This is a genomic window from Paenibacillus pinisoli (genome assembly GCF_003605435.1).
GTDB classification, from domain to species: domain Bacteria; phylum Bacillota; class Bacilli; order Paenibacillales; family Paenibacillaceae; genus Pristimantibacillus; species Pristimantibacillus pinisoli.
This window is the reverse complement of sequence record NZ_QXQB01000001.1, coordinates 624,537-647,963: the sequence shown is the minus strand read 5'-3', so window position 1 is coordinate 647,963 and position 23,427 is coordinate 624,537. Positions and strand designations below refer to the sequence as shown.

Genomic DNA, 23,427 nt, shown 5'->3' with positions numbered 1-23,427 from the left:
TCATGATTAGAAGATTTCTTGAAGGATGCATAGTTGGAATAACAGAGGTGGGGCTAGAGATGAGTTCTGTCGAAAAGGCAATAAGATCAATCGTTGATGAGGTAGTGGCGGAAGCAGAACGAAGAATTTTAGAGCAAATTCGATTACAGCCAGATAAGACGATGGATATTAGAGAAACCACTGAACATCTTGGAGTTTCAGAAAAATTGTTATATAGACTTTGCCAGGCTAAATCAATTCCGCATGAACGATATGGAGTTTCAGGTTCAAAACGTCCTACAATCAAGTTCAGACTTTCCGATCTTGAAAAGTGGAGATCAAAACAAAGGTCTCTGAATTATGTCGATTGAAGCTTTAGGCACGTTAAAAAGCCACAAGGGAAAGTATCCCTGTGACTTTAAATGTGCATACACCGTTAGCGTCTACCCACATAATGATTAGCCCCGCGTAGCCCCAATTCGGTGCATTTTATTGCATTATCCTGTAATTTATCGTTATATGCAAAAACCCCGGAATCCCTTATGTTATAAGGGGTTTCGGGGTTTTTAAAAGTCAGTTTGCGATTAACAGCTATTAACGGCTGTAGAACTCGACGATTTGTTTCTCGTCGATCTCCTGGCTCAGCTCAGCGCGCTCTGGCAGGCGGATGTACTTGCCTTCCATTGCTTGCTCGTTGAACTCCAGGTAGTTCGGAAGGTGATGACGGCCTTCCAGAGCTTCCTTGATGGATTTCTGGCCGCGGCTGCGCTCGCGCAGGCCGATTACGTCGCCAACAGCAACCGTGTAGGAAGCGATGTCGACTTTCTTGCCGTTTACAGTCACGTGGCCGTGAGCTACCAGCTGACGAGCGCCAGCGCGGGAGTTCGCGAATGCCAGACGGTAAACCAGGTTGTCCAGGCGGCTTTCAAGCAAAGCCATGAAGTTTTCGCCTGCTTTACCTTTTTGCTTAGCCGCTTTGTCGTACAGGTTGCGGAATTGCTTCTCGTTCAAACCGTACATGTGGCGAAGCTTTTGTTTTTCTTGCAATTGAACGCCGTAGCCGCTCATCTTTCTGCGTTGGTTAGGGCCGTGCTGTCCCGGAGGGAAAGGGCGTTTCAAGTCTTTGCCAGTTCCGCTAAGGGAGATGCCCAGGCGGCGGCTTAGTTTAAATTTAGGTCCTGTATAACGTGCCATGTGTCGTGTTAACTCCTTCATCAAATGTAATTTTGAGAATGGGGTTGTGTTGCGCGGATAAACGTTCTATGGATGGTAGCCATCCCTGTCAAGCACTTCAGCCGCTGGCTTGTCAGTGAACGAATGTCCTGAGGGTGACACAAAACCGTACGCCCATGTTATCAACAATTAATATTATATGAATTTGGAGCGAAAAGTCAAGATTGATCCTGCTGCCGCCATTCAGCCGCGAAATTAGATAAAAGCGTCTAAAGTCCTATAAATTTTGGGAACGCTAGTGCAAAATTCTTAAAAGTGAAGTATGATAATATAAAATGAGAGAGCTGTCCCTTGCATACACGGGAAAGGGTTAGGTGCTGCATGGTTAATGAAAGAAAGGCGGAACTTCCCATTTGGTTTGCCAATGAAGATATCCATGATGCGGACGAGCCTTATCTCCCGTCTCTGTTCGAAGAGTGTTTTTTTCGATGGAAACAGGAGGCTTTGGGGCTGGTTTCTTTGCGTATGGGGCAATTCGGGATTTATTCAAGAGATGTCCTGTGCCACGGCTTCACTGACCCTACCGATCAACCGGTTGCGCCGGAGCGAGATTTGCTGGCCAGTATAGCAGTGCCGGAGGCGTTCCGGGAAGGCGCGACCAGCAAGGCCAGCGCTGACGGCAGCCATTCGATCGCCATACCGCTGCATCGGCGTTCGGACCAAGCTGTATTTGCGGTCATGCTCTATACGCATACAGGCGCTCCGGACGCTTCCTATACGGCAGAGCTGCAATCCGCCGCGCTTCATCTAAGAAGCTGTTTCTACCATGTATTCGAGCAGCTGTACGTAAAGGATCTGATTGAGCAGCAGCGCCGGAAGGACCGCGAAGCGAACCATCGCGATGCGCTGTTCTTAGCTGCCAAGCGGCTGTACGATCAGATTGACGTCTCCTCCGTCCTGGCGGAGATGCTGGCAAGCCTGGAATCGCTGTACCCGAACTCTGAGATCCATCTCTATCTCTCCCAGGATTATGTCGACGGAGACCCCCGAATAAAACCATTGGCATTCAAGAATACGGCTCATGACATCGTCGCCCAGGCGTTTCTGGAGAGCAAGCCGGCTATGGAGCATGAACGCGACGGCACGATGCGGCTTGCGGTTCCGATGACAGGGAAGCAGGCGGCTTACGGCGTGTTGTGCATGACGCTTTCCCGGGGCAAGTGGGATGAATCGGATATGCCGGCATTCCTGCTGCTGGCGGATACGGCGGGCTCCGCTTTCGAGAATGCGAAGCTGTACGAGCAGTCTAACCTTCTTATTAATGAATTGCGGCTGATCAATGAGATGACGAAGAGGCTGAATCAATCGCTGCGATTGAAGGAAATTTTTCAATTCGCGACAAGCGAGCTTCTGACGATCTTCGATGCGGATTATTGCTGCGTGCTTCAGCTCGATAAGATCAGCAACGAGTTTGTGGTCAAGTCCAGCAACATCCCGGCGATGGCGAGCGAGCATTTTTCACCGGAATACGGATTTTGCGGGATGATCTATCGGACGAAGGAACCGCTTATTATATCGGACTATTGGAATACGCGCGTTGTAACGTCCAAGCTGATGGACAATACGGGCTCGCGCTCCCTGATCGCCGCGCCGATCTTTGTCGATGGCGAAGTGGTTGGCGTAATACTGGTAACTCATAAGATTGCCAATTTCTTTTCGTACGACAATTACAAGCTTCTGCAAGTCATGAGTACGCATATCGGGCTTGCAGTTGCGAACGCTTCCTTGCACGCGGAAGTGCGCCGAATGGTCATTACCGACACCCTGACCGGACTGCATGCCCGCCACTACTTGAACGAGCAAATCCAGAGCCGGCAGCGGAAGGACCCTTTCGGGTCGCTTATTCTGGTTGATATCGATTACTTCAAGCGGATCAACGATACGTACGGACATCAGGTAGGCGACCGCATTCTGGTGCAAGTGAGCAGCATCATCTCCTCAGCGATCAGACAAGGCGATATTGCCGCGAGATGGGGCGGAGAGGAGCTGGCCGTCTATCTGCCAGGCATTCGGACAGAGCAGGCGCTTCGCATTGCCGAGCGGATCCGCAAACAGGTAGCGGAAGAGACCGACCCTACCGTAACCGTCTCATGCGGCGTATCGGAGTGGACGTTCGACAATGAGAAAATCAGCGTAGAATCGTTGTTTTACCGGGCGGACATGGCGCTGTACGAAGCCAAGAACAAAGGCCGGAACTGTATTATCGTCGGCGAATAGCAGGTTATTCTCGAAAGCGCCTTCTGCGGAGGGCGCTTTTTCTTATGCCCGCCCCGGTTTTCCTTATGGCTTTTTGCGTTATATACCAGGAACTCTTTGTAAGGCAGTGCCGGTTTTTTGGAATAATCCAAGCGGGAATAAGAGACGCTAGTGGCAGAGAGAGGCAGGTATCGCTTGAGGGCGATAAGGCCTAAATGAGACAGGAGGAGATGAAATGTACTGGCGTCGCATTATAATGTCCCTATTCGCTGCGCTGCTGCTCGCGGCAGGTCTTGCCGGATGCTCCGGCGCGCAGTCGAACCGGACACCGGAAGAGTGGCTTAGCTTGTCCTATGCCGGTCTGGCTGCCATGGATCAATATGCATTCAGCGGATCGACGAGCATGGGAATGGCGGAAGGCGTCATGTTCAAGCCGCAGACGTTTGAAGGCAAGGTGGTTAACCATCATCAATTGACCATTCAATCAGATAAACAAGACCCGCTGTACTGGAATCCGGTCGAAGTGCTGGATGCGCTCAACCGGTCCCATGAGTCGGTAGAGATTGTTGAAAACGGCGTACGGGACGAGAACGGAACGGACACGCTGGTGCTGCGTGCCGTGGAGAAGCGGGCTGCGGCCAAAGACCGCTGGACAGGCATGCTTAAGCAAGAGCTGGAGAAGGTGACGGGCGAGGTGATCATCGAGAGCAGCGGCGCCGGATTAAAGCGCAAGGAAGCCGCTGAGAAAGCGAAGCAAGAACTGGATGCCATGCTTCGAACGCTGCAGGTGCATACGGAATATGAGATTACGGTCGACAAGCAAAGAATGCTTCCGCTCAAGATGGAGGAGAATACAACTTTTGACTATGAACGGAACGGACGCGGGATGAAGGAAAACCGGCATACCTCCGTCCGTTTTCAGGCATTTGACGGCACTGCCGCGAGAACGGACTAAAGTGCGCGAAAGGGTCAATCATGGTACGATAATGGGAGTCAAAGGTTTATTTTTCTAGACAAAGCATCATGACAAAAAGGAGTAGATCGAACCTTATGCGCGACCCAAGATTAAAAAAGCTGGCTCAAAATTTGGTGCAATATTCGGTAGACGTTCAGCCAGGAGAGAACGTGCTGATTGATATGATCGGATCGGAGAGCGAGCTTGCCAAATGCTTGATTGAAGAAGTTGCTGCCCGCGGCGGCAGACCGTTCCTGGAGATGAGCAACCGCTCTGTGCTCCGCACGATGCTGATGCATGCGACGCAGGAGCAGATTGAGCTGTGGGCGAAGCTGGATCTGGAACGGATGAAGAATATGCAGGCCTACATCGCGGTGCGCTCCGGCGACAACGTGAACGATCTGGCGGATGTGCCGGATGAGAAGATGCGCCTGTACGAGAAGGTGTACCGCAACCCTGTACATATGGAACAACGCGTGAAAAAAACAAGATGGGTTATTCTGCGCTATCCGACTCCATCGATGGCTCAGCTCGCCAACATGAGCACGGAAGCGTTCGAGGATTTTTACTTCGACGTATGCAACTTGGATTACAGCAAAATGGAGAAGGCCATGGATCCGCTAAAGGCGCTTATGGATCGCACAGACAAAGTACGCATCGTATCGCCGGGAACAGATATTGCCTTCTCGATCAAAGGCATCGGCTCGAAGAAGTGCTGCGGCCACCGCAACATTCCGGACGGCGAAGTGTTCTCCGCGCCTGTGCGCGATTCCGTGAACGGCACGATTACGTACAATGCGCCTAGCGTATATTCCGGCACAACGTTCCAGAACGTTTCTTTCACATTCGAGAACGGCAAGATCGTTAAAGCGGAGAGCAACGACAACGCGCGTCTGAACGAGATTCTGGATATGGACGAAGGCGCGCGTTATATCGGCGAGTTCGCCATCGGCTTCAATCCTTACATTCTGCATCCGATGAACGACATTCTGTTCGATGAGAAGATTGCAGGAAGCCTCCACTTTACGCCTGGCCAGGCTTATGAGGATACCGACAACGGCAACCGTTCCTCGGTCCATTGGGATTTGGTGCTCATCCAGCGTCCGGAATACGGCGGCGGCGAAATTTATTTTGACGACGTGCTGATCCGCAAAGACGGCATCTTTGTGCTCCCTGAGCTTGAGGGTTTGAATCCAGAAGGCTTGAAATAATGGAATAGACTGCGTTTTTTTCGCCAAACCTCTTGAAGGATGTAAGGTTTCGGGGTATCATGGTGACAGGAAAGCTTTACTAATCATATGGAGGGATTCCCCATGTCCAATAACGCAGCAATTGTAGAAATTTCTCAGGCGGCTAGCCAATTCACTTCTTCCATCGTACTGCAAGCCGACAGCAAATATATCGATGTAAAGAGCATCCTTGGGCTGTTCACGACATTGGTGGGAGGCCACTCCTACGAATTGCATGTACACGGTCCTGACGCTGAAGAAGCGAAGAAGGCAATGGCGGAAGTGTTCGCCAAGCATAACCTGAACGTAACGGTAATCAGCGAATAATTGTCAAGGTATGGATATGAACGGCGTCTCTTTCATTTGGAAGAGGCGCTTTTCTGTTTTGTCCTTGTGTATTCCCTGCTTTTCGTCTAATATAAAGGGTATAGAGTTTGACAGGCTGCGCGCACAGGAGGGGAGAAGAATGTCTGCACCGGAAGTTACGGATCTCATGCATGAACGAGCGCTTCGTCTTCTTCAGGAGGACGCGAGTAAGATAGAGAAGCTGATCGAAGTACAGATGGAGAACCTGACTACTCGTCAATGTCCGTTGTATGAAGAGGTCTTGGATACACAAATATACGGTTTTTCCAAAGAGGTTGATTTCGCCATTCGGGCGGGCTTGATCACTGAACCGGCAGGCAAGGATATTGTCAGCCGGCTGGAACGCAATTTGGCTGTATTATATGAAGCTTTGGACCGCAAAGCGAAGGGGTAGCCTCATACAAGGGCTGCCTTTTTTATGTCCGCCTATGCCGTTAGTCCTAACGCAGATTATGGGAGCAATCCTTGCTTCATGTCGTCTGTTCTATTACAATGAACATATATGGCAAATTGAGGAGTGGATGACATGACCGAGAACCTTCAAACTGGATTAATCCGTATTTCTGACGATGTAGTAGCTACGATAGCGGGACTTGCAGCACTCGAGACGCCAGGCATTGCGGCGATGTCTGGCGGTATATCTGAAGGGCTTGCCAAGCGACTGAGCGGCAAGAACGTGCAAAAGGGCGTATCGGTCGAGGTAGGTCAATTGGAAGCAGCCATTGATCTGCGCATCATCGTTCATTATGGCATTCCGATTCAAGAGGTATGCCGTCAGCTGCAGCTGAACGTGCGCGAGTCGGTGGAGAATATGACTGGCCTGCAAGTTGTGGAAGTGAATGTGAAGGTAGAAGGCGTTGCGTTCAAGGAAGAAGAGCCGGAAGAACAGCAACAACGCTTGAAATAACCGATCATACGACATACGGCACATTCCGATATCGGAATGTGCCGTATTTTGCGTTGGACTATTCTTTTACCTTCTCCGGCCGGTTGTACTCTCTGGAGATGCTGAGCAGGACGCCCATGCACATAAGACAGACAAGCAGCGAAGAGCCGCCATAACTGATGAATGGCAAGGTAACCCCAGTCAGCGGTATCGTAGCGGTGACGCCGCCGATATTGATGAAGGCTTGTATCGCGAACAAGCTGACAATGCCGACGCCAACTACCGTACCGTACAGATCCGGACATCTGAGCGCGACGATCAATCCCCGCCACAGGAACAGCAGATAGAAGAGAAGGAAGAGGGCGCTGCCGATAAATCCAAGCTCCTCTGCGATGACCGCAAAGATAAAGTCGTTATAAGGATAAGTCAAATAATGCAGCTTCTGTACGCTTTCCCCGAATCCTGCTCCGGTCAGCCCGCCATGGCTCATGGCCTGCAAGGAGGAGATGAGCTGGAACGCGCCATCCTGAGAATTGGAGATCGGGTCCATGAAAGAAGTGAAACGCGCTACCCGGTAATGCCAGGCTTTGGGATTAACCGCCATCGATATGCTGACCATAACCGTAACGGTGAGGCCGGCAATCGCCGCTGCAGTGAAGACATGCTTCAGATTGGAGCCGCCGGCGAGAATCATAATCGAAGCGCAAGCGGCCAGGATCATGCATGAGCCCAGATCGGGCTGAAGCATAATGAGTCCGCATACGACACATACGACAACCATAACAGGCAGGAGGCCTGTCTTGAAGTCGCGGAACTTCTCGCCTTTCTTCGTAATGAGCGCGCCCAGGTACAAGATAATGGCCAGCTTCGCAGGCTCGGTCGGCTGAATGCCCCGCGACCCGACGCCGAACCAGCTCTTCGCGCCGTTAATCTCCACGCCGATGAAAGGAACGAGGAGAAGCATAATCAGCACGGGCAGAAAGAGAAGCATATAGGCTTTCTTGTATACTTGGTAGCGCAGATTCATCATGAAGAACATGACGAATATTCCGAATACGCCCCAAACCAGCTGCAGCTTGGTGAAATAAAAGGCGTCGTTGCCGTACCTGGGCGATACGACAGCGACGCCGGAACTGGCGCTAAACACCATGACGAGCCCGAAGCCAACCATCAGCAGCGTCATGATGAGAAGCAGGAAGTCCGGCCTTCCACGACTGACGTTCTGTGAGGCCTTCTTCATAGGAGCCCCGTTATACGAGCTGTTGCTTTAACTGCCCGAGTCGTTGCGTAGCCGTCTCCAAGATATGCTTCGGAATCGGCGATTCATATTCCATGCCGTGCGGGAACGTAGAGCGGCCGATGTATACGGCTTCAATATTAAGCACAGCATGCGGGTTCTCAAGCTTGCCTTCTACCGCGCGGGTGTTCACGCGAAGGAAGTAGTCGCTGCCGCTAGTGCGGTCTGTCAGTTTCAAATCGTATGTAGCGCGATAATATTCCCATTGCCAACGCACAAAGCCGACTTTCTCAGCCGCTTCGTCCAGATGGCCGAGTTCGCTCTGTACGCCATTCAATCCGGAGTTTTCAATAATCATTTCAGTTCCTCCCAAATTCACAAGACATAGTTGTAGTTCGTGTTCAAAAAGTCTCCTGACCAGCTTGCTTCGTGATCAAATGTGGACTATTTGGACAAGCTCTTGTACATTCTTTTCTCATGATAGTATGTTTCCCCAGTCAGCGCAAGCCTTACTCCTTAACGTCAAGGCAAAGTTTCGTGACGTTTTCGAGAATGGAGAGCGGGACATGCGCCATTATGCGGGCTAGGCTCCACAAAGCAACGGGCATCTGCTACACTATATCAAATAGGGAATGACGATCTTGCAAATAGATAGGAGGTTTGCGATATGCGGCTCGAATCGATTGCGGAGAAATGGCTGAGCGAACGTTATCCGGACATGGTCCGCTGGCGCAGGCATCTCCATCAGCATCCTGAATTATCTTTCAGGGAGAAGGACACCTCGCACTGGATTGCCAGCCGTCTGGAAGAGATGGGCTGCGAGGTACGAAGGAATGTAGGCGGACATGGCTTGATCGCGACGATCAAAGGGGCGCTGCCGGGCCCCGTCGTCGCGCTGAGGGCGGATATTGACGCTCTGCCGATCCAGGATGAGAAGGAGTGCGAATACGCCTCCAAGGTGCCTGGCGTCATGCACGCTTGCGGACATGACGGGCATACGGCGGCAATGCTTGCGGTAGCGGGCTTCTACCATCACAATCGCGAGTTATTGGCGGGAGAGCGTCGTCTGTTGTTCCAGCCGGCTGAGGAAGTGACGCCAGGCGGAGCTATCGAGATGATCAAAGACGGAGCGCTTGACGGCGTTGATGTTATTTATGGTGTTCATCTGTGGACACCGCTGCCTTATGGCAAGGCGGCAACCCGCCCCGGACCGTTTATGAGCTCGGCAGACGAGTTTGTCATTGAGATTGAAGGCAAAGGCGGTCATGGCGGCTTGCCGCATGGCACGATTGATGCAATCGTAGCCGGTTCGGCGCTTGTGCAAGGCGTGCAGTCGATCGTCAGCCGCAATGTAAATCCGCTGCATCCGGCGGTCGTCACCATCGGTTCCTTCCAGGCTGGAACGACTAACAATGTTATTGCGGAGCGCTGCCAGCTGAAGGGCACGGTCCGCGCCTTCGACGAGGGGACCCGCTTCATGATTCATGACCGGCTGGAGGCGTTCGTGACGCATACCTGCGAGATGTACGGGGCGAAGTACGAATATCATATGCGCATAGGATATCCGCCTGTCGTGAACGATGAGACGGAAGCAAGACGTTTCTTCAACGTTGCGGGGCCGATCTTCGGAGCGGAGCAAGCAGTAGAGGCGGAAGCCATTACGGTAGCCGAGGATTTCTCCTATTATTTGAATCAAAAACCGGGTGTTTTTATGTTCGTAGGAGCAGGCAATCCGGAAGCGGGCGCCATCTATTCGCATCATCATCCCAAATTCGATATCGACGAGAGAGCGATGCTGCATTCGGCGCGGCTGCTGGTCGGCATGGCCGAGGGATACGCCAGCGACTCTATAGGCAGACAATGAGCTTGCCGCCAAGTGAAAAGGAGGACGATTATTCGTCCTCCCACAAGGCGACAAGCTCATTGTTTTCATTATAGAGCTCCGCTGGATCGGGCTCCGTATTGTTCCATACATTATCGACTTCCCATATGAGCACAATCGAGTTATCGTCCTTGACATGATCCTCTCCGGACGAGACCAGCAACTTGCTCTGCGCCGGCAATTCAATCTCCGGGAACGTATAGGTTTGGTTGCCCCGTACGCTGACGAGCTTCCAGCCTTCCATGTCGATGGGCTTCCTCGTTGTATTCGTGATGGTCACCAGCTCTCCCCGCTTATCCACATCAATGACAAGTCCCATATGATACGACTTCTGCACCGAAATTTCTGCTTGGCTGGTTTCCTTGCCTGAGCTCCAGAGCCCCACTTTGTTCTGCTTCGCAGTCTGCTCCAGCTGCTTGTATGCGTTCTCCATCTTCACATTAGGCTCGACAATCAGCACTTTCGCGAGTCCCTCTTGCAAGAGGAGCTCATTCAGAATACGCCCGTCCTTCAGCTCCACAATGGCGAGCGTGCGGTCGTATCGGTCTTTTAGTTCTTTATCGAAGCTTAGTTTGACCTCGCCTGACTCCCTCAGCAACTGCTCGGTGAAGGCCGATGCCTCAGGACCGTAGGCCTGCACAGGAGTATTCGCCTTCTTGGTCTCGGGCGTATCGATATAGAGCATACGAATCGTGTTGTTCGTATCCCCGACTTTGATCTTGAACGTATCGCCGTCTACGTAACCGGATACCGGATACCATGTATCCGATTTCACATTTTGGTCCGCAGATATGGAAAGGGCAGAACAGCCTGCCAGCATGATGGAGAGCATCAGAAGTAGCAATTGCAATGAACGTCTCATAGAAGTATAGCCTCCAGCTCCGATTAAAAGGTTGGTTCAAATAAATCCTTTTCTACTATACCACAGATCGGGTTCAATAATCGATGAAGGAAAAGAAGCTTCCATGGATAAAATGTATACAAAACTTTCATACTGTGGAGAGAGAATGCGCAGAATGGGAGGCTTATGTCCGTTGAATACCGAAGGAGCAATCATTGTACAGTCCGACTTGACTGTGCTGCTGGATGAAAGATGCCCGTCCGCTCATGCCGTCCGCGAGCAGCTTCATCGCTTCGCGGAAGCACGCAAGCGCGCAGGCTCCATACATACATACCGCATTACGCCAATGACCCTATGGCATGCCCTGGATGAGGGATGGACAGTCGAGCTGGCTATTGAGACGCTAAAAGCCAATTCGAAGTTCGGCGTGCCCCTTCAGGCGGAAGGGATGATCCGGCTATGGGGAAGGAGATATGGGAAGCTGAGGCTGTATGCCGAGGATGGAGCGCTTCTGCTGAATGGAGATGCAGCTGCACTAGAGGCGCTTAAGCATCTTCCGCGCATTATGGCTTGGGTCGAAGCGGTCCGAAGCCCGGAGCTGTGGCAGCTCGCTCCGGATAGCCGGGGGCTGCTCAAGCAGGAGCTGGCCAGGCAGGGCTATCCGGTAATGGATTATGCCGGTTACCACACAGGCGAGTCATTGCCTGTACGGCTGAGGGAGCAGACGTTGAAGGGGGTCTCATTCGCCTTGCGCGACTACCAGGAGGGGGCAGTGGGCTCCTTTATCCAAGACGGCGCCGCAAGAGGGGGCAGCGGCGTAGTGGTGCTGCCCTGCGGGACAGGGAAGACCGTTGTCGGCATTGCGGCGCTCGCTCGGCTTGGTGCTGCGACGCTCATTCTGACTTCCAGCCGGACATCGGCGGAGCAATGGAAGGATGAGCTGCTGGACAAGACGACCCTGGCGGCGGACAGCGTAGGATTATACAACGGCCAGACGAAGGAAGTTAAACCTGTGACTATTGCGACGTATCAGCTATTAACACGCCGGAAGTCCAAGGAAGGCGAGTTTCTTCATATAGGGCTGTTCAATGAAAGGGATTGGGGGCTCATTATCTATGACGAGGTGCATTTGCTTCCGGCCCCGGTCTTCCGCATGACTGCATCCATACAGGCGACGCGGCGGCTAGGCCTGACGGCCACGCTTGTGCGCGAGGACGGCTGCGCGGAGGATGTCTATTCCTTGATCGGTCCCAAGCAATACGATATGCAATGGAAGGAAGCGGAGAAGGGTGAGTATATTGCAGCAGTCAGCTGCGCCGAGATCCGGGTGCCTCTGGACGCTTCGCAGCATCCCAGATATGCTGCAGCGGCACCGCGCAGCAGGCTGCGCATCGCGGCCGAGAATCCGGGCAAGCTGCCTGTTGTAAGAGAGCTTCTGGAGCAGTACAGGGACAAGCAGACGCTCGTTATCGGCCAATATTTGGGCCAGCTGCGCGAAGTGGCCGGCGAGCTTGGAGCCCCCTTGTTGACGGGCGAGACGCCGCATGAGGAGCGGCTGCAGCTGTATGACCAATTCCGCAGCGGCAGCATTCCTGTATTAGTCGTATCCAAGGTAGCCAATCTTGCGATTGATTTGCCGGATGCGTCGGTAGCGATTCAGCTTTCGGGGAGCTTCGGCTCCAGGCAGGAGGAAGCCCAGCGGGTGGGACGCCTGCTGCGCCCGAAGCAGGGAGAGAATCGGGCATGGTTCTATACGCTGGTAACGGATGGAACGAAAGAGACGGAGTTTGCCCTTAAGCGGCAGCTGTTCATGCTGGAGCAAGGTTATGAATATATGCAGCTATCGGCGGCGGATGCCCGCGCTAGCCGGGTGCAATCGGAGGCGGCGAACGGATGAACCTGTCACAAGCAAGCGCGAAGCTGTCTGAAGAGCGCATCAAGCAATTCGAAAGCGCTCCGGCGTGGGAGGGAATTCTGGTCCGCGGATTATCATGGCGCGCAGCCATGCAGGATCGCGATGCGGTGCAGGAAGCATATGGCCGGCTGTCCTCATCAGCTAATGAGGCGCTGGCGGCGATGATTCTGCGCTTTGGCGCTGCGCCCGTCGAGGAAGAGAGGCTGCTGACAGAGCTGAAGGAGCATACGGCTCTCTCGGGAGCGGAGGCGCGTATAGGCTTAGGCCAGCTGCAGGAGGCGGGGATCGTGCTTGTTGCGGCCAAGCTATGGGGAGACCGCAGCTGCTTTATCCCGGCGGACAGCTTTCCAGTCTGGCAGCAGGCTTTATTCCCGTGCGCATGGAGCGACTCGAATGCCCCTGTCCAGCCGCTTATGGATGCGTCCGGTCAGTTTGTTGGCGTGAAGGAACCCTTCGGACGCAGGCTTTTGTATATGCTTGCAGCGCTAATGAAGTCAGAGACGGACTTCACATCGAAGGGCGTTTTGCCCAAAAAGACAATCCAGCGCCTGCAGAATGCGCTGGGATTGGAAGAGGAGCTGCTCAAGGCTTTTCCTTGGAGCGTCCCGCGCAGCGAAAATTATCCTCTGCCTGTTGGCTTTGGACTGGCTGCAGCCGCAGCAGCGGGATTGCTGAATCGTGACGAGCAGGGGGCAAGCGCAGATCCGGAAGGCCTCCAAAGCTGGTTCGGCATTAGTGACAACCAGAGGGAACGAGCACTGCTGCTGTGGGCTTGCGGGTATATGGTCAGAGCGTCCAAGGAGAATGCCCTGATCGGCGCCGCGCTGACCTCAGCATCGTCGGAATTGTGGCTCTCTGCAAACGAGCTTGCCGATTGGGGAGCTCTTCTGGCTGAGCGAAGCGGCACGGCGCAGGATGGCGGCCGCAATATTCGAAGTACGGTGGAGCGGTGGCTGTATCTGTGGCATGAGCTGGGCTGGATCGAGCTTGCCGAACGTTATGGCCCTGACAATGGAATGGAGCTTGTATTCCGCAAACGCGAATTCCAGGACGGAATAGACAGCCAGCTCATTGTACAGCCGACCGGCGAACTGCTTGCCGTGCCGGGAAGCTCCTTCGCCATGCGCTGGGAGCTGGAGCTGATTGCCGAACGGGCCGGGAGCGAGGAGCCTGTGTTATATCGGTTGACGGCCTCGTCAGTAGCGGCGGCTCTGGAGCAAGGGCGCAGCAAGGACGGGATCGCGAGCTTTCTGCGGAAGGCAAGCGGCGAAGCTGGGCTGCCGGTACAGCTTCTATCCATGCTGGAGCAATGGTCGGGCCGCGCTTGCCGATATTCCTTCGAGCAAGCAACGCTATTGCGATGCGATACAGCCGAATTGGCGGAGGAAGCGATGAGGCTGACCGGGATTTCTCCGCATTTGATCGAACGGATTGGCGAGAAGCATTTTATGGTGAATCCCGCTGCAGTGAGCGAGATTAGAGGGCTGCTGAACAAGGCGGGATATCCCCCGCGCAAAGGAATCCTTCAAGCGCTTGAAGGGGCAGCTGCGGCATACCCCCATGTGCCTGAGCCTGGCATGGGAGCAGTCTCCTGTTGGAAGGAAGGGAGAACGCGGCAATCTGAAGCGGGAGAGTGGCTATATGAGCCGCAGCCGCTGCAGCATTTTGCGCTGGACCTGGCGCTGCCGGCTTATTCAGTGACGCTGCTGCCCTGCATGGATCAAGTTCCGGCGGCGTGGTGGCGGCAGCTGCGCAGCTATCACGCTTCGACGCGCAAGGAGCTCATTCAGCAAGCGGTTGCCATGGAAACCGCTGTACAGCTTAAGCTTGCGGGCGAGCTGCGGCAATTCGTGCCGGAGCGGATTGAGCTTCGCGGCGCGCAGTGGGCGGTAACGGGCAAGCTGGTTGACGACAAGCAGCCGGAACGAAGCCGCCTGACTCCCGATATGTGGGAGGAGATGAAGCTGGTTCTGCCAAGCGGACTTACCCTCTAAGCTCCTCTATCTATTGGCTTGGAGGTTATGATATGATAAATTAATAGCAAGCGAATTGAAAAGAGGTGGATCAATGCCTGTTGCCGAATCATGGACAGCTCCGTCGGTGCAAGATGATGGCGTCAGATCTTCGCTCGATATGGCGTCGCTGCTTTTGTCCGCTTACGAGCTGGGGGACTGGATTAATCAATCGGCGGAAGTGTCCGATTATTTATATTGGAAGTCGGTAGTGAATGAGAACGAAGAAGTGAAGAGCTTGCAGATCGAGTTCTCCAAGGCGAAGGAGCTATTCGAGGAATGCCAGCGCTTCGGACGTTTCCATCCGAACTACCACGAAGCGAAAGACAAAGTAAAGGATGTCGAGAAGCGGCTGATGGAGTTGGAATGCGTAAGCAAATTCAAAGCCTCCGAGCAAGCAGTGGACGATATGCTGTATGAGGTATCACGCATGATTGCAGAGTCGGTATCCGACACGATCAAGGTGCCGGGCAACGAGAGGAACCTGGGAGGCGGATGCGGCGGCGGCGGATCATGCGGCTGCGGAAGCGGCGGGTGCGGCTAAGTCCGCGCCTGAAGCCTTCGGGAGGTTATAGAGGGGAGCAAGCTGATGTTACCGGATCGAACGGGGTTTATCGTATGGGTAAGCGATTTGAAGGCGGCAAGGGCTTTGGAGAGATTCGGGTCTATCCACTTTATGTCGCGCAAGCTTCATTATGTCGTGCTGTATATGAATACCGACAAGACAGAGGAATCCTTGAGGCAGATGAGCCGCTTGTCCTTTGTAAGGAAAGTTGAGCGGTCCTATCGTTCGGAGATTCCGACTGAGTACAGCAAGGAACAGGAAGATAAAACAAGATTTTATAGCCTTTAATTTGGAATACGAATGAAGTAACCGCTTCTTGGCGCATTATTAGCGCTGAGAAGCGGTTTTTTTAGTTGTAAATTTACATATTAAACCATATATGGCCTGAGTTTATTTTATTGTTGAAAAATCGGACAATCATGGTAGAATGGAAATAAATAAATAGGATAAAAGCCCTGGTTCCTTGGAAGGAGTAGGTTGCGAGATGAAGGATAAAATGACGAGAAGATGGAGTACCTATGAGTCGTTTTATGTCGAACTTGGCGACAAAAAGGTGGTTGATGTCATTATTACCAACCATGCCAAAAGTCGCTGGTTAGATCGAATCGAGAGCGAGAAGACCGGATACGAAGATATTGCCGAGTATTTGTGGGAATGCTTGAAGAAAGGCCGGATCGAACCTTACTATCGCAATGAGCAGGACGTTTATTTAATTGATGAGGATCTTGTATTTGTAGCGGAATTTGCGGACTCGCTGACTGAGCTTGATCTGCTGGGCAATCCGCTGCACAAGATGATTATTGTAACCTTCCTGGGCAGAATGTCGGAGACGATTGAGCTTCGAGACCTAAAATCCTATTATTCCTGGCTGAGGCATTCCAGAAGAATGACACTCGTCAAGAACAGCCGGAAACGCAAGTGACGACTTACTTTCGAAAAATAATCGGTACATAATACAAATATTGGTATAAGAGCGCGATCCATGGGGTCGCGTTTCTTCATTTTGCCGTATGCATGTCGCTTCGGGCACGTACTGTAGTATAATAAAGCCAAAGAAAGGACGGATTATAGATGGCGCTTAATTTTCATCAACTGCATATTTTTTATACCGTTGCAGAACGCGGAAGCTTCTCCGCCGCTGCGCAAGCCCTCCATATGACACAGCCGGCAGTCACGATGCAGGTTCAGTCGCTTGAGGACTACTTCGGCACGAAGCTTCTGCTTCGCTCAACGAAGAAGATCGAGCTGACGGAGGCGGGCAGAGCGCTTCTGCCCTATGCCAAGAACAGCATTGATCTGATCCGCGATACCGACCAAGCGATGTCCACCTTCACGAAGCAGCTGAAGGGAAGGCTTCAGCTGGGTTCCAGCCTGACGATCGGCGAATATGTGCTGCCAAGGCTGCTGGGACCTTTCGGCCAGGAGTACCCGCATATCGCGATAAGCATGAAGGTCATGAATACGGCACAGATTATGGAAGACATATTGAATCATCAATTGAACTTCGGCCTGATTGAAGCTCCCGTCAATCATCCCGATATGCATATGGAAGCGGTTATGAGCGATGAGCTGATGCTTGTGGTCCCAAGCGGACATCCTTTGGCGGAGAAAAAATCGGTCAAGCTGGATGAGGCGCTGGAATATCCTATCGTGCTTCGCGAGCAGGGCTCCGGCACGCGCCTCGTCATGGAGGAGCAATTGAAAAAGAAAAAAATCGACCCGGCATCCATGAAAATCGTGATGGAGCTCGGCAGCACAGGCGCAGTGAAGTCCGCGGTCGAAGCGGGGCTTGGCATCTCCTTCCTGTCGGCCTCATCGGTGAAGCATGAGGTCGCCCTGGGGCTGATTAAGGTCGTCAAGGTATCGGATACCAAGTTCCAGCGTCATTTTTATTCCATCTACCTGAAGTCGGCTTTGCTTCCGATCTCTGCTGTAACGTTTCTGACTTTTTTGAGAGAGAGGGATCTGCAGCAATGGCTCTAACAGGCAGGGCTGATCTTCATACCCATACGACGGCGTCGGATGGCATGTATGCTCCTGAGGAAGTCGTAAGAAGAGCGAAGCTTGCGGGCTTGTCCGCTGTCGCGATTACGGATCATGATACAATCGCCGGTGTGGAAGCAGCGGTTGCGGCGGGTGAACAAGCGGGCATTGCGGTTGTGCCGGGAGCCGAGATAAGCACAGTTACGGGAAGATCGGACATTCATGTGCTGGCATATTGCACCGATAACTCTGATCCTATATGGCTGGAGCGGCTGGCATGGATCGGGAGCGCCCGGGAACGGCGCAATGAAGCAATTGTCAGTAAACTGCAGGAGCTTGGAATCGATATTGCGATGGCTGATGTTCTAGAGGCAGCTTCAGGCAAAGAAGGAAGCATCGGCCGCCCGCATATCGCGGGAGCGTTAATCCGCAAAGGAATCGTCTCTGATATGAATGAAGCGTTTGCGCAATATCTGGGCGCTGGAACAAAGGCTTATGTGCAGGTGCAGAGCGTCGCCACGACTGAAGCGCTGCGATGGATTCGTGAAGCGGGCGGCGTAAGCGTCATCGCCCATCCCGGCCTTTACGGACGGGACGAGCTCCTGGAGCAATGGGTCCGTGAAGGTGTGCAAGGAATTGAAGCGTACCACTCCGACCATACGGCTGAGGAAGCGGAGCGGTATTGCGCGTTCGGCGAGAAGCATGGGCTTCTCATTACAGGAGGATCCGATTTCCACGGTGAACGGGGCGGCGTCAGCTTTCATGGAGTGTTAGGCAGCAGCGGAGTAGAGCTTGCCGTTGCTGACCAGCTTCGGCGTATGGCGGCAAGCATGCGTCCATGAGTTTGATGAATGTCTATTGAAGCGGCGTATTGGTTTTTAGCATCGGCTCCATGGATCACTTCAACTTAAGACCATGAATACGTTTCCAATTTATAGTAATTGTTCTACATGATTCCATATATGAATATGGATGTTAATGTAACAAATTATTATATATATTGGAGGGGAATTCATGCCGCAAGAGTTGATAACGAGTATTCGATCGGAAAAAGCGCCGTTAAGCGGTCAAAAGCATCGTTCGAGCGGGAACTTCAGTACGGAAGTGCTTCCGCCGGGAACCAAACGTTTGAGATGGGAAGTTGAAGGCGGGGGAGTAGACCAGTATGACATTACATTTGATGTGAAGAGGGATGTGTCAGCAGGCACAGACCCTACTGAACTGGATGATGTCATCAGCGGGAATACATCGAAGGTTATATCTGCAAGATCGCTGTATATCGCCAATCCAAGCGGTGCACAGGCTTCCTTCTTGGTGAAAGTGTACGCTATCTATTAATACCGCCGGAATATCTGAATACTTATAAAATAAACCCTTAGACAATCATCGGATAAGCGGAAGGCTTATCCGGTGATTCACTCTAAGGGTGTTTTTGTTTCATTTATTATTTGACCGCAACAGGAAGCGCTTTGAGGCGATTCGTGTCCGGCGTGATGAAGAGCGTCTTCTGATGGTCGTAGATGACGAAGCCCGGCTTGGCTCCGCTAGGCTTCCGCACATGGCGGATAAAGGTATAATCGACCGGCACCATGCTGGAGTCTTTGGCTTGGCTGAAGTGTGCGGCTAGCATAGCCGCTTCCTCCAGTGTCGCATCTCCGAAGTCTCCGCCCCGGATGACGACGTGGGAGCCGGGAATATCTTTGGTATGCAGCCAGGTATCCGTCGGAGAAGCCAGACGGTTCGTCAAATATTCGTTTTGCATATTGTTTTTCCCGACGTATATCGGAACATTCTCTGAGGAAGTGTAGCACAGCAGCGACGGATGCTGGGCTTTCTTGCGCTTCGGCCCGCGCGTCTTGCGCTCGCGGAGATAACCTTGCTGGACCAGCTCGTCCCGAATCTCTTCAATATCGGATAGAGCGGCGTCATTCAGCTGCTGGAGCAGCGTCTCGAAGTAAGCAATCTCGGCTTCTGCCAGCTTCATTTGCTCCGCTACAACCGTTAAGCTGTTGCGGTATTTGGTATACCGGCGGAAGTAGCGCTGGGCGTTATCGGACGGCGTGAGCTGAGGGTCCAGCTGGATTTTAACCATAGCCTGATCCTCGTCATAGAAATTGACGAGCTCGACAGACTCGTCGCCGCGACTGAACTGGTGCATATAAGCGGTCAAGAGCTCGCCAAGCACCCTGTACTTTTCGGCGTCTTTGGCTTCTTCGAGCGTTTCCTCCAGCTTTTTGATCTTGGCTGTGTTTTTGCTCTTCTCATTCTGGACGAATCGGATCAGGTCCGCAGCACGCTGCTTGACTGTATCCCGCTCAGCCTTGTCGCCATAGAAGGCTTCCAGGCATTCGCTCACAGAGCCGAAGGAGAGAGTCTCGCCATGGATATGGGTAAGCGGCGTAACGGAGAAGCTGGCTTTGCCGCTGGCTGCATCCGTAACGATAGCAGGCTCATACCGGTCCTCGCGGAAGCCCTCCATCAAGCTGGAGAAGCTGCTCCACAGCGCAGGAATCGCAGCTGACTCATCTGTGCCTTGCGTCTGCGCCCTATACACGATCTCCTTGGCAAGCAGCGGACTGATGCCGCTAAAGGCTCCAACCAGCGACTGATGAAGCGCGATTGGCGCATCTTCTCCGGGCTGAGACATCAGTTCCCTGAACTGATCTTCGAAAGCTACGGCAAGCGGGTCAGTCTTCCCTTGATCAGGCGGCGCCGTATAGGCAACGCCAGGCATAACGATCCGGTAGGCGCTGATGGCAGGCGTTACATGATGAATGCCGTCATGAATAGCTCCGGTTGCGGTGTCAATCAGAATGATGTTGCTGTGGCGGCCCATAATTTCAATCACTATGGTTTTAAAATTCAGATCGCCCAGCTCGTCCCGCTGACGGACATCGATATGAATAATCCGTTCTCTGCCGATCTGGCGGACCGCTTCGATGACACCGCCTTCACAATGCTTGCGCATCAGCATGCAGAACATCGGGGCTTCCAGCGGATTGACATAGGCAGCCGTCGTAAAATGCGTTCTAGGATAAGTAGGGTTCGCTGACAGCAGCAGCTTTGAATTCAGTCCTCCTCCGCGCACAGACAATACGAGATCATGCTCGGCGGGCTGATGAATTTTATGAATACGCGCGCCGACGCAGCGCTGCAGCTCTGCGGCGACCGCTCGGACGACAATGCCGTCTAATGCCATAATTTCAGTACCTCTCTTTTGCAGTATGACTCTATCATGCCATATTCCGGACAAAAACTTAAGCCTCTCTGGGATATTTTATAGGCTGTCCGAATACATATACCGTAAGTATGGGCTGTCCGCTGGAACGGCAACCAACGGGAGGGAATCATGAGATGGAACAATTGAAATGGCATCAGATGGGGACAAGCGAGCTTCTTGACTCGCTCGGCAGTTCGCAAGATAGCGGACTTAAGCCGTCTGCGGCGGCAGAGAGACTCGAGAAGCATGGACACAATGAGCTGTCGGAAGGGGAGCGTATCTCGCCAATCATCCTGTTACTGAATCAGTTCAAAGATTTTATGGTGCTCATTCTGATGGGAGCTACCTTAATATCGGGGCTGCTTGGCGAATACCTGGACGCCATTACGATTGTAGCCATTATTGTACTGAATGCAGTCCTGGGCTTCCTGCAGGAATTTCGTGCCGAGCGTTCTCTTCGCGCGCTCAAGGAGCTGTCGGCACCTTCGGCCAAGGTGATACGGGGAGGCGAACTGGTAACTGTTGCCGCCAAGGATCTGGTAACCGGAGATATCGTCTATCTGGAGAGCGGTGACCGCGTGCCTGCCGATCTTCGGTTCATAGAGGCCAACAGCTGCTATATTGAAGAGTCGGCTCTTACCGGTGAATCGGTTCCAGTCGGCAAGCACGCTGCTGTAATTGGTGAAGAGGAGCTGCCGCTCGGCGACCAGCGCAATATCGGGTTCATGGGAACAATGGTTACGCGCGGTACCGCAAGGGGTGTTGTCATTCGAACAGGCATGGCGACGGAAATGGGCAAAATCGCCGGACTCATCCAGGAGACGGAGTCCATGGAGACGCCGCTTCAGCATAGATTGGAGCAGCTGGGCAAGCTGCTTATCGTCGTCGCAATTGGCTTGACAGTAATGGTGGTAGTGGCGGGCATTCTGCATGGCCAGCCGGCATATGGCATGTTCCTCGCGGGCGTCAGTCTCGCGGTAGCGGCAATTCCGGAAGGCTTGCCTGCGATTGTGACCATTGCGCTGGCGCTCGGCGTCCAGAGGATGATCAAACGGAAGGCTATCGTAAGAAAGCTGCCTTCAGTGGAGACGCTTGGCTGCGCCTCTGTTATCTGCTCGGACAAAACAGGCACGCTGACGCAAAACAAGATGACGGTTACGCATGTATGGATCGGCGGACGCAAGCTCGAGGTCAGCGGCGAAGGCTACGATCCGACAGGCGCTATATATGAAGACGGCAAAGCGCTTGACTTGAAAAACGACCAGTCGATCAAACGGCTTCTTCAGATCAGCGCGCTCTGCAACAACGCTGTACTCGTCAGGTCAGAGCCAGAGGAGCAGAAACGCCGCAAGAGCAAGGAGCCTCAGCCGGAATGGACGCTGAAGGGGGACCCGACAGAAGGCGCACTTACGGTTCTTGCGACCAAGCTGGGTTCGTCAGCCAAGTCGCTGGAGGCGCTCTATCAGCGGGTTAAGGAATTCCCGTTCGATTCCGAGCGGAAGCGCATGTCGGTGCTGCTATCCCATCAGGGAGGCAGGCTGCTTTGCACCAAGGGCGCGCCGGACATGCTGATGGAGCAATGCGCTTATGTGCTGTGGGATGGCAAGGTTGTTCCGTTCACCAATACGCTGAAGCGCAAGTGCGCGGAAGCGGGTGAAGTTATGGCGCTGTCAGCGCTGCGCGTGCTCGGCTTCGCCTACCGCGATTTGCGCTCTACCGAGCGATGCGAGACAGAGGCGGAAGCGGAGAACAATCTGATCTTTGTTGGCTTGGCCGGCATGATCGATCCGCCGCGCCGCGAAGTGAAAGATGCGATTGCGACCTGCCGCAGGGCAGGCATCAAGACGGTGATGATTACGGGCGATCATCAATTGACGGCTGAGGCAATCGCCGGCCAGCTCGGCATTATGCCGCGCGGCGGCATCGCGATGAGCGGACGGCAGTTGGAGGCGATGGACGACGAGCAGTTGGATCGGCTAGTCGACAATACGTACGTCTATGCGCGGGTGTCTCCGGAGCATAAGCTCCGCATCGTCAAGGCCTTGCAGCGCAAAGGGCATGTCGTCGCCATGACCGGCGATGGCGTCAATGACGCGCCGGCAATCAAAGCCGCGGATATCGGCATCTCCATGGGCATTACGGGAACGGATGTGTCGAAGGAGGCATCAGCGCTTGTTCTGAGCGACGATAACTTCTCAACTATAGTAGCGGCTATTGAAGAGGGTAGGGGCATCTATGAGAACATCCGCAAATTTATCCGCTATCTGCTGGCGTCGAACGTAGGCGAAATTCTGGTCATGTTCCTCGCGATGATGGCTGGTCTGCCGCTGCCGCTTGTGCCGATTCAGATTCTATGGGTAAATCTCGTTACGGACGGCTTGCCGGCGATGGCGCTTGGCGTCGATCAGGCGGAGAAGGATTTGATGCAGCAGAAGCCCCGTTCCGCAAAGGAGAACATTTTTGCCCGCAGGCTGGGATGGAAGATTATAAGCAGGGGCGTATTGATCGGCATCTGTACGCTGGGCGCCTTCTGGATTACGCTTCGGGAAGGCGGAGGCACAGCCGAGGGACTGATGAAGGCGCAGACCGTCGCGTTCGCAACGCTCGTAATGGCGCAGCTCATTCACGTCTTCGACTGCCGGAGCTCGCGTTCGATCTTCCACCGCAATCCGTTCCAAAATAAATATTTGGTGCTCGCGGTTCTCTCGTCGCTGCTGCTTATGCTCGGCGTGCTATATATTGAAGCGCTGCAACCGATCTTCAAGACGGTGCCGATCGGCTTCCGCGAATGGTGTCTCGTCTTTGTAGCTGCAGGAATTCCGACATTTGTGATGGGAATTGGCAGCGTGCTTGGCAAATCCGGCAAAACAAAGACGAATTCCAAATGGCCGCTTGGCCCGCAAAGCGTTGCTAGATAAAGCGGAAAAG

General features: G+C 53.3%; 22 protein-coding genes. 17 read left to right on the top strand and 5 right to left on the bottom strand.

What is annotated here, in order from left to right:
• The first annotated feature begins 2 nt into the window (after positions 1-2).
• Entirely contained in the window at positions 3-350 is a 348-nt protein-coding gene (locus D3P09_RS03205; protein WP_243643881.1) for a helix-turn-helix domain-containing protein, read from the top strand.
• A 223-nt stretch (positions 351-573) separates the two neighbouring features.
• Here the strand turns inward: D3P09_RS03205 and rpsD are convergent, their stop codons facing one another.
• Positions 574-1,173 carry a 30S ribosomal protein S4 gene (rpsD, locus tag D3P09_RS03200; protein ID WP_120107143.1) on the bottom strand — a complete coding sequence of 200 codons (600 nt, stop codon included), beginning with the start codon at positions 1,171-1,173 and terminating at the stop codon, positions 574-576.
• A 360-nt stretch (positions 1,174-1,533) separates the two neighbouring features.
• Here rpsD and D3P09_RS03195 point away from each other — a divergent pair, with 360 nt between their 5' ends.
• The 6 genes from D3P09_RS03195 to D3P09_RS03170 all read left to right on the top strand — a co-directional run bounded on the left by D3P09_RS03195 (position 1,534) and on the right by D3P09_RS03170 (position 6,865).
• Positions 1,534-3,429: a sensor domain-containing diguanylate cyclase gene (locus tag D3P09_RS03195; protein WP_120107141.1), complete on the top strand. Its 1,896-nt coding sequence runs from the start codon at positions 1,534-1,536 to the stop codon at positions 3,427-3,429.
• 214 nt (positions 3,430-3,643) lie between these two features.
• Positions 3,644-4,363, top strand: a complete 720-nt coding sequence (locus D3P09_RS03190) for a hypothetical protein (RefSeq protein ID WP_120107139.1) — start codon at positions 3,644-3,646, stop codon at positions 4,361-4,363.
• Positions 4,364-4,458: 95 nt separating this feature from the next.
• Entirely contained in the window at positions 4,459-5,574 is a 1,116-nt protein-coding gene (locus D3P09_RS03185; RefSeq protein ID WP_120107137.1) for an aminopeptidase, read from the top strand.
• A gap of 102 nt (positions 5,575-5,676) precedes the next feature.
• Positions 5,677-5,919 carry an HPr family phosphocarrier protein gene (locus D3P09_RS03180; RefSeq protein ID WP_120107135.1) on the top strand — a complete coding sequence of 81 codons (243 nt, stop codon included), beginning with the start codon at positions 5,677-5,679 and terminating at the stop codon, positions 5,917-5,919.
• 139 nt (positions 5,920-6,058) lie between these two features.
• Entirely contained in the window at positions 6,059-6,352 is a 294-nt protein-coding gene (locus tag D3P09_RS03175; protein WP_120107133.1) for an Fpa/YlaN family protein, read from the top strand.
• Between the two features lie 132 nt (positions 6,353-6,484).
• Complete coding sequence (locus D3P09_RS03170; RefSeq protein WP_120107131.1) at positions 6,485-6,865, top strand: Asp23/Gls24 family envelope stress response protein; 381 nt, start codon at positions 6,485-6,487, stop codon at positions 6,863-6,865.
• A 58-nt stretch (positions 6,866-6,923) separates the two neighbouring features.
• Here the strand turns inward: D3P09_RS03170 and D3P09_RS03165 are convergent, their stop codons facing one another.
• Together D3P09_RS03165 and D3P09_RS03160 are read right to left on the bottom strand one after the other, a co-directional pair.
• Positions 6,924-8,084: an FtsW/RodA/SpoVE family cell cycle protein gene (locus tag D3P09_RS03165; RefSeq protein WP_120107129.1), complete on the bottom strand. Its 1,161-nt coding sequence runs from the start codon at positions 8,082-8,084 to the stop codon at positions 6,924-6,926.
• Between the two features lie 10 nt (positions 8,085-8,094).
• Complete coding sequence (locus D3P09_RS03160; protein ID WP_120107127.1) at positions 8,095-8,439, bottom strand: YugN family protein; 345 nt, start codon at positions 8,437-8,439, stop codon at positions 8,095-8,097.
• A gap of 309 nt (positions 8,440-8,748) precedes the next feature.
• Here D3P09_RS03160 and D3P09_RS03155 point away from each other — a divergent pair, with 309 nt between their 5' ends.
• Positions 8,749-9,945: a M20 metallopeptidase family protein gene (locus D3P09_RS03155; RefSeq protein WP_120107125.1), complete on the top strand. Its 1,197-nt coding sequence runs from the start codon at positions 8,749-8,751 to the stop codon at positions 9,943-9,945.
• Positions 9,946-9,973: 28 nt separating this feature from the next.
• Here D3P09_RS03155 and D3P09_RS03150 read toward each other — a convergent pair whose 3' ends face one another.
• Positions 9,974-10,825, bottom strand: coding sequence for a thermonuclease family protein (locus D3P09_RS03150; protein ID WP_120107123.1), 852 nt, complete (start codon positions 10,823-10,825; stop codon positions 9,974-9,976).
• A 172-nt stretch (positions 10,826-10,997) separates the two neighbouring features.
• On the opposite strand from D3P09_RS03150, the gene D3P09_RS03145 reads away from it, so the two are divergent.
• From D3P09_RS03145 to D3P09_RS03110, 8 genes are all read left to right on the top strand, one after another.
• Positions 10,998-12,701 (top strand): DNA repair helicase XPB, encoded by a 1,704-nt coding sequence (locus D3P09_RS03145; protein ID WP_243643880.1) that lies wholly within the window; start codon positions 10,998-11,000, stop codon positions 12,699-12,701.
• Positions 12,698-14,713, top strand: coding sequence for a helicase-associated domain-containing protein (locus D3P09_RS03140; RefSeq protein ID WP_120107119.1), 2,016 nt, complete (start codon positions 12,698-12,700; stop codon positions 14,711-14,713). The genes D3P09_RS03145 and D3P09_RS03140 overlap by 4 nt, the downstream gene beginning before the upstream one ends.
• Positions 14,714-14,786: 73 nt before the next feature.
• A complete protein-coding gene (locus tag D3P09_RS03135; protein ID WP_120107117.1) occupies positions 14,787-15,275 on the top strand; it encodes a YlbF/YmcA family competence regulator in 489 nt (162 codons plus the stop codon).
• Between the two features lie 45 nt (positions 15,276-15,320).
• Entirely contained in the window at positions 15,321-15,584 is a 264-nt protein-coding gene (locus D3P09_RS03130) for a YlbG family protein (RefSeq protein ID WP_120107115.1), read from the top strand.
• A 196-nt stretch (positions 15,585-15,780) separates the two neighbouring features.
• Entirely contained in the window at positions 15,781-16,218 is a 438-nt protein-coding gene (locus D3P09_RS03125; RefSeq protein ID WP_120107113.1) for a hypothetical protein, read from the top strand.
• Positions 16,219-16,367: 149 nt separating this feature from the next.
• The gene (locus D3P09_RS03120) at positions 16,368-17,279 is read left to right on the top strand and encodes a selenium metabolism-associated LysR family transcriptional regulator (RefSeq protein WP_120107111.1); all 912 of its coding nucleotides are present in this window, start codon (positions 16,368-16,370) and stop codon (positions 17,277-17,279) included.
• Positions 17,270-18,121 carry a PHP domain-containing protein gene (locus tag D3P09_RS03115; RefSeq protein WP_120107109.1) on the top strand — a complete coding sequence of 284 codons (852 nt, stop codon included), beginning with the start codon at positions 17,270-17,272 and terminating at the stop codon, positions 18,119-18,121. The genes D3P09_RS03120 and D3P09_RS03115 overlap by 10 nt, the downstream gene beginning before the upstream one ends.
• Before the next feature lie 172 nt (positions 18,122-18,293).
• Complete coding sequence (locus tag D3P09_RS03110) at positions 18,294-18,617, top strand: DeoR family transcriptional regulator (protein ID WP_120107107.1); 324 nt, start codon at positions 18,294-18,296, stop codon at positions 18,615-18,617.
• Between the two features lie 106 nt (positions 18,618-18,723).
• Here D3P09_RS03110 and D3P09_RS03105 read toward each other — a convergent pair whose 3' ends face one another.
• The gene (locus tag D3P09_RS03105) at positions 18,724-20,478 is read right to left on the bottom strand and encodes an Rqc2 family fibronectin-binding protein (RefSeq protein WP_120107105.1); all 1,755 of its coding nucleotides are present in this window, start codon (positions 20,476-20,478) and stop codon (positions 18,724-18,726) included.
• Between the two features lie 155 nt (positions 20,479-20,633).
• On the opposite strand from D3P09_RS03105, the gene D3P09_RS03100 reads away from it, so the two are divergent.
• Positions 20,634-23,417 (top strand): calcium-translocating P-type ATPase, SERCA-type, encoded by a 2,784-nt coding sequence (locus D3P09_RS03100; RefSeq protein WP_120107103.1) that lies wholly within the window; start codon positions 20,634-20,636, stop codon positions 23,415-23,417.
• The last annotated feature ends 10 nt before the right edge of the window (positions 23,418-23,427 follow it).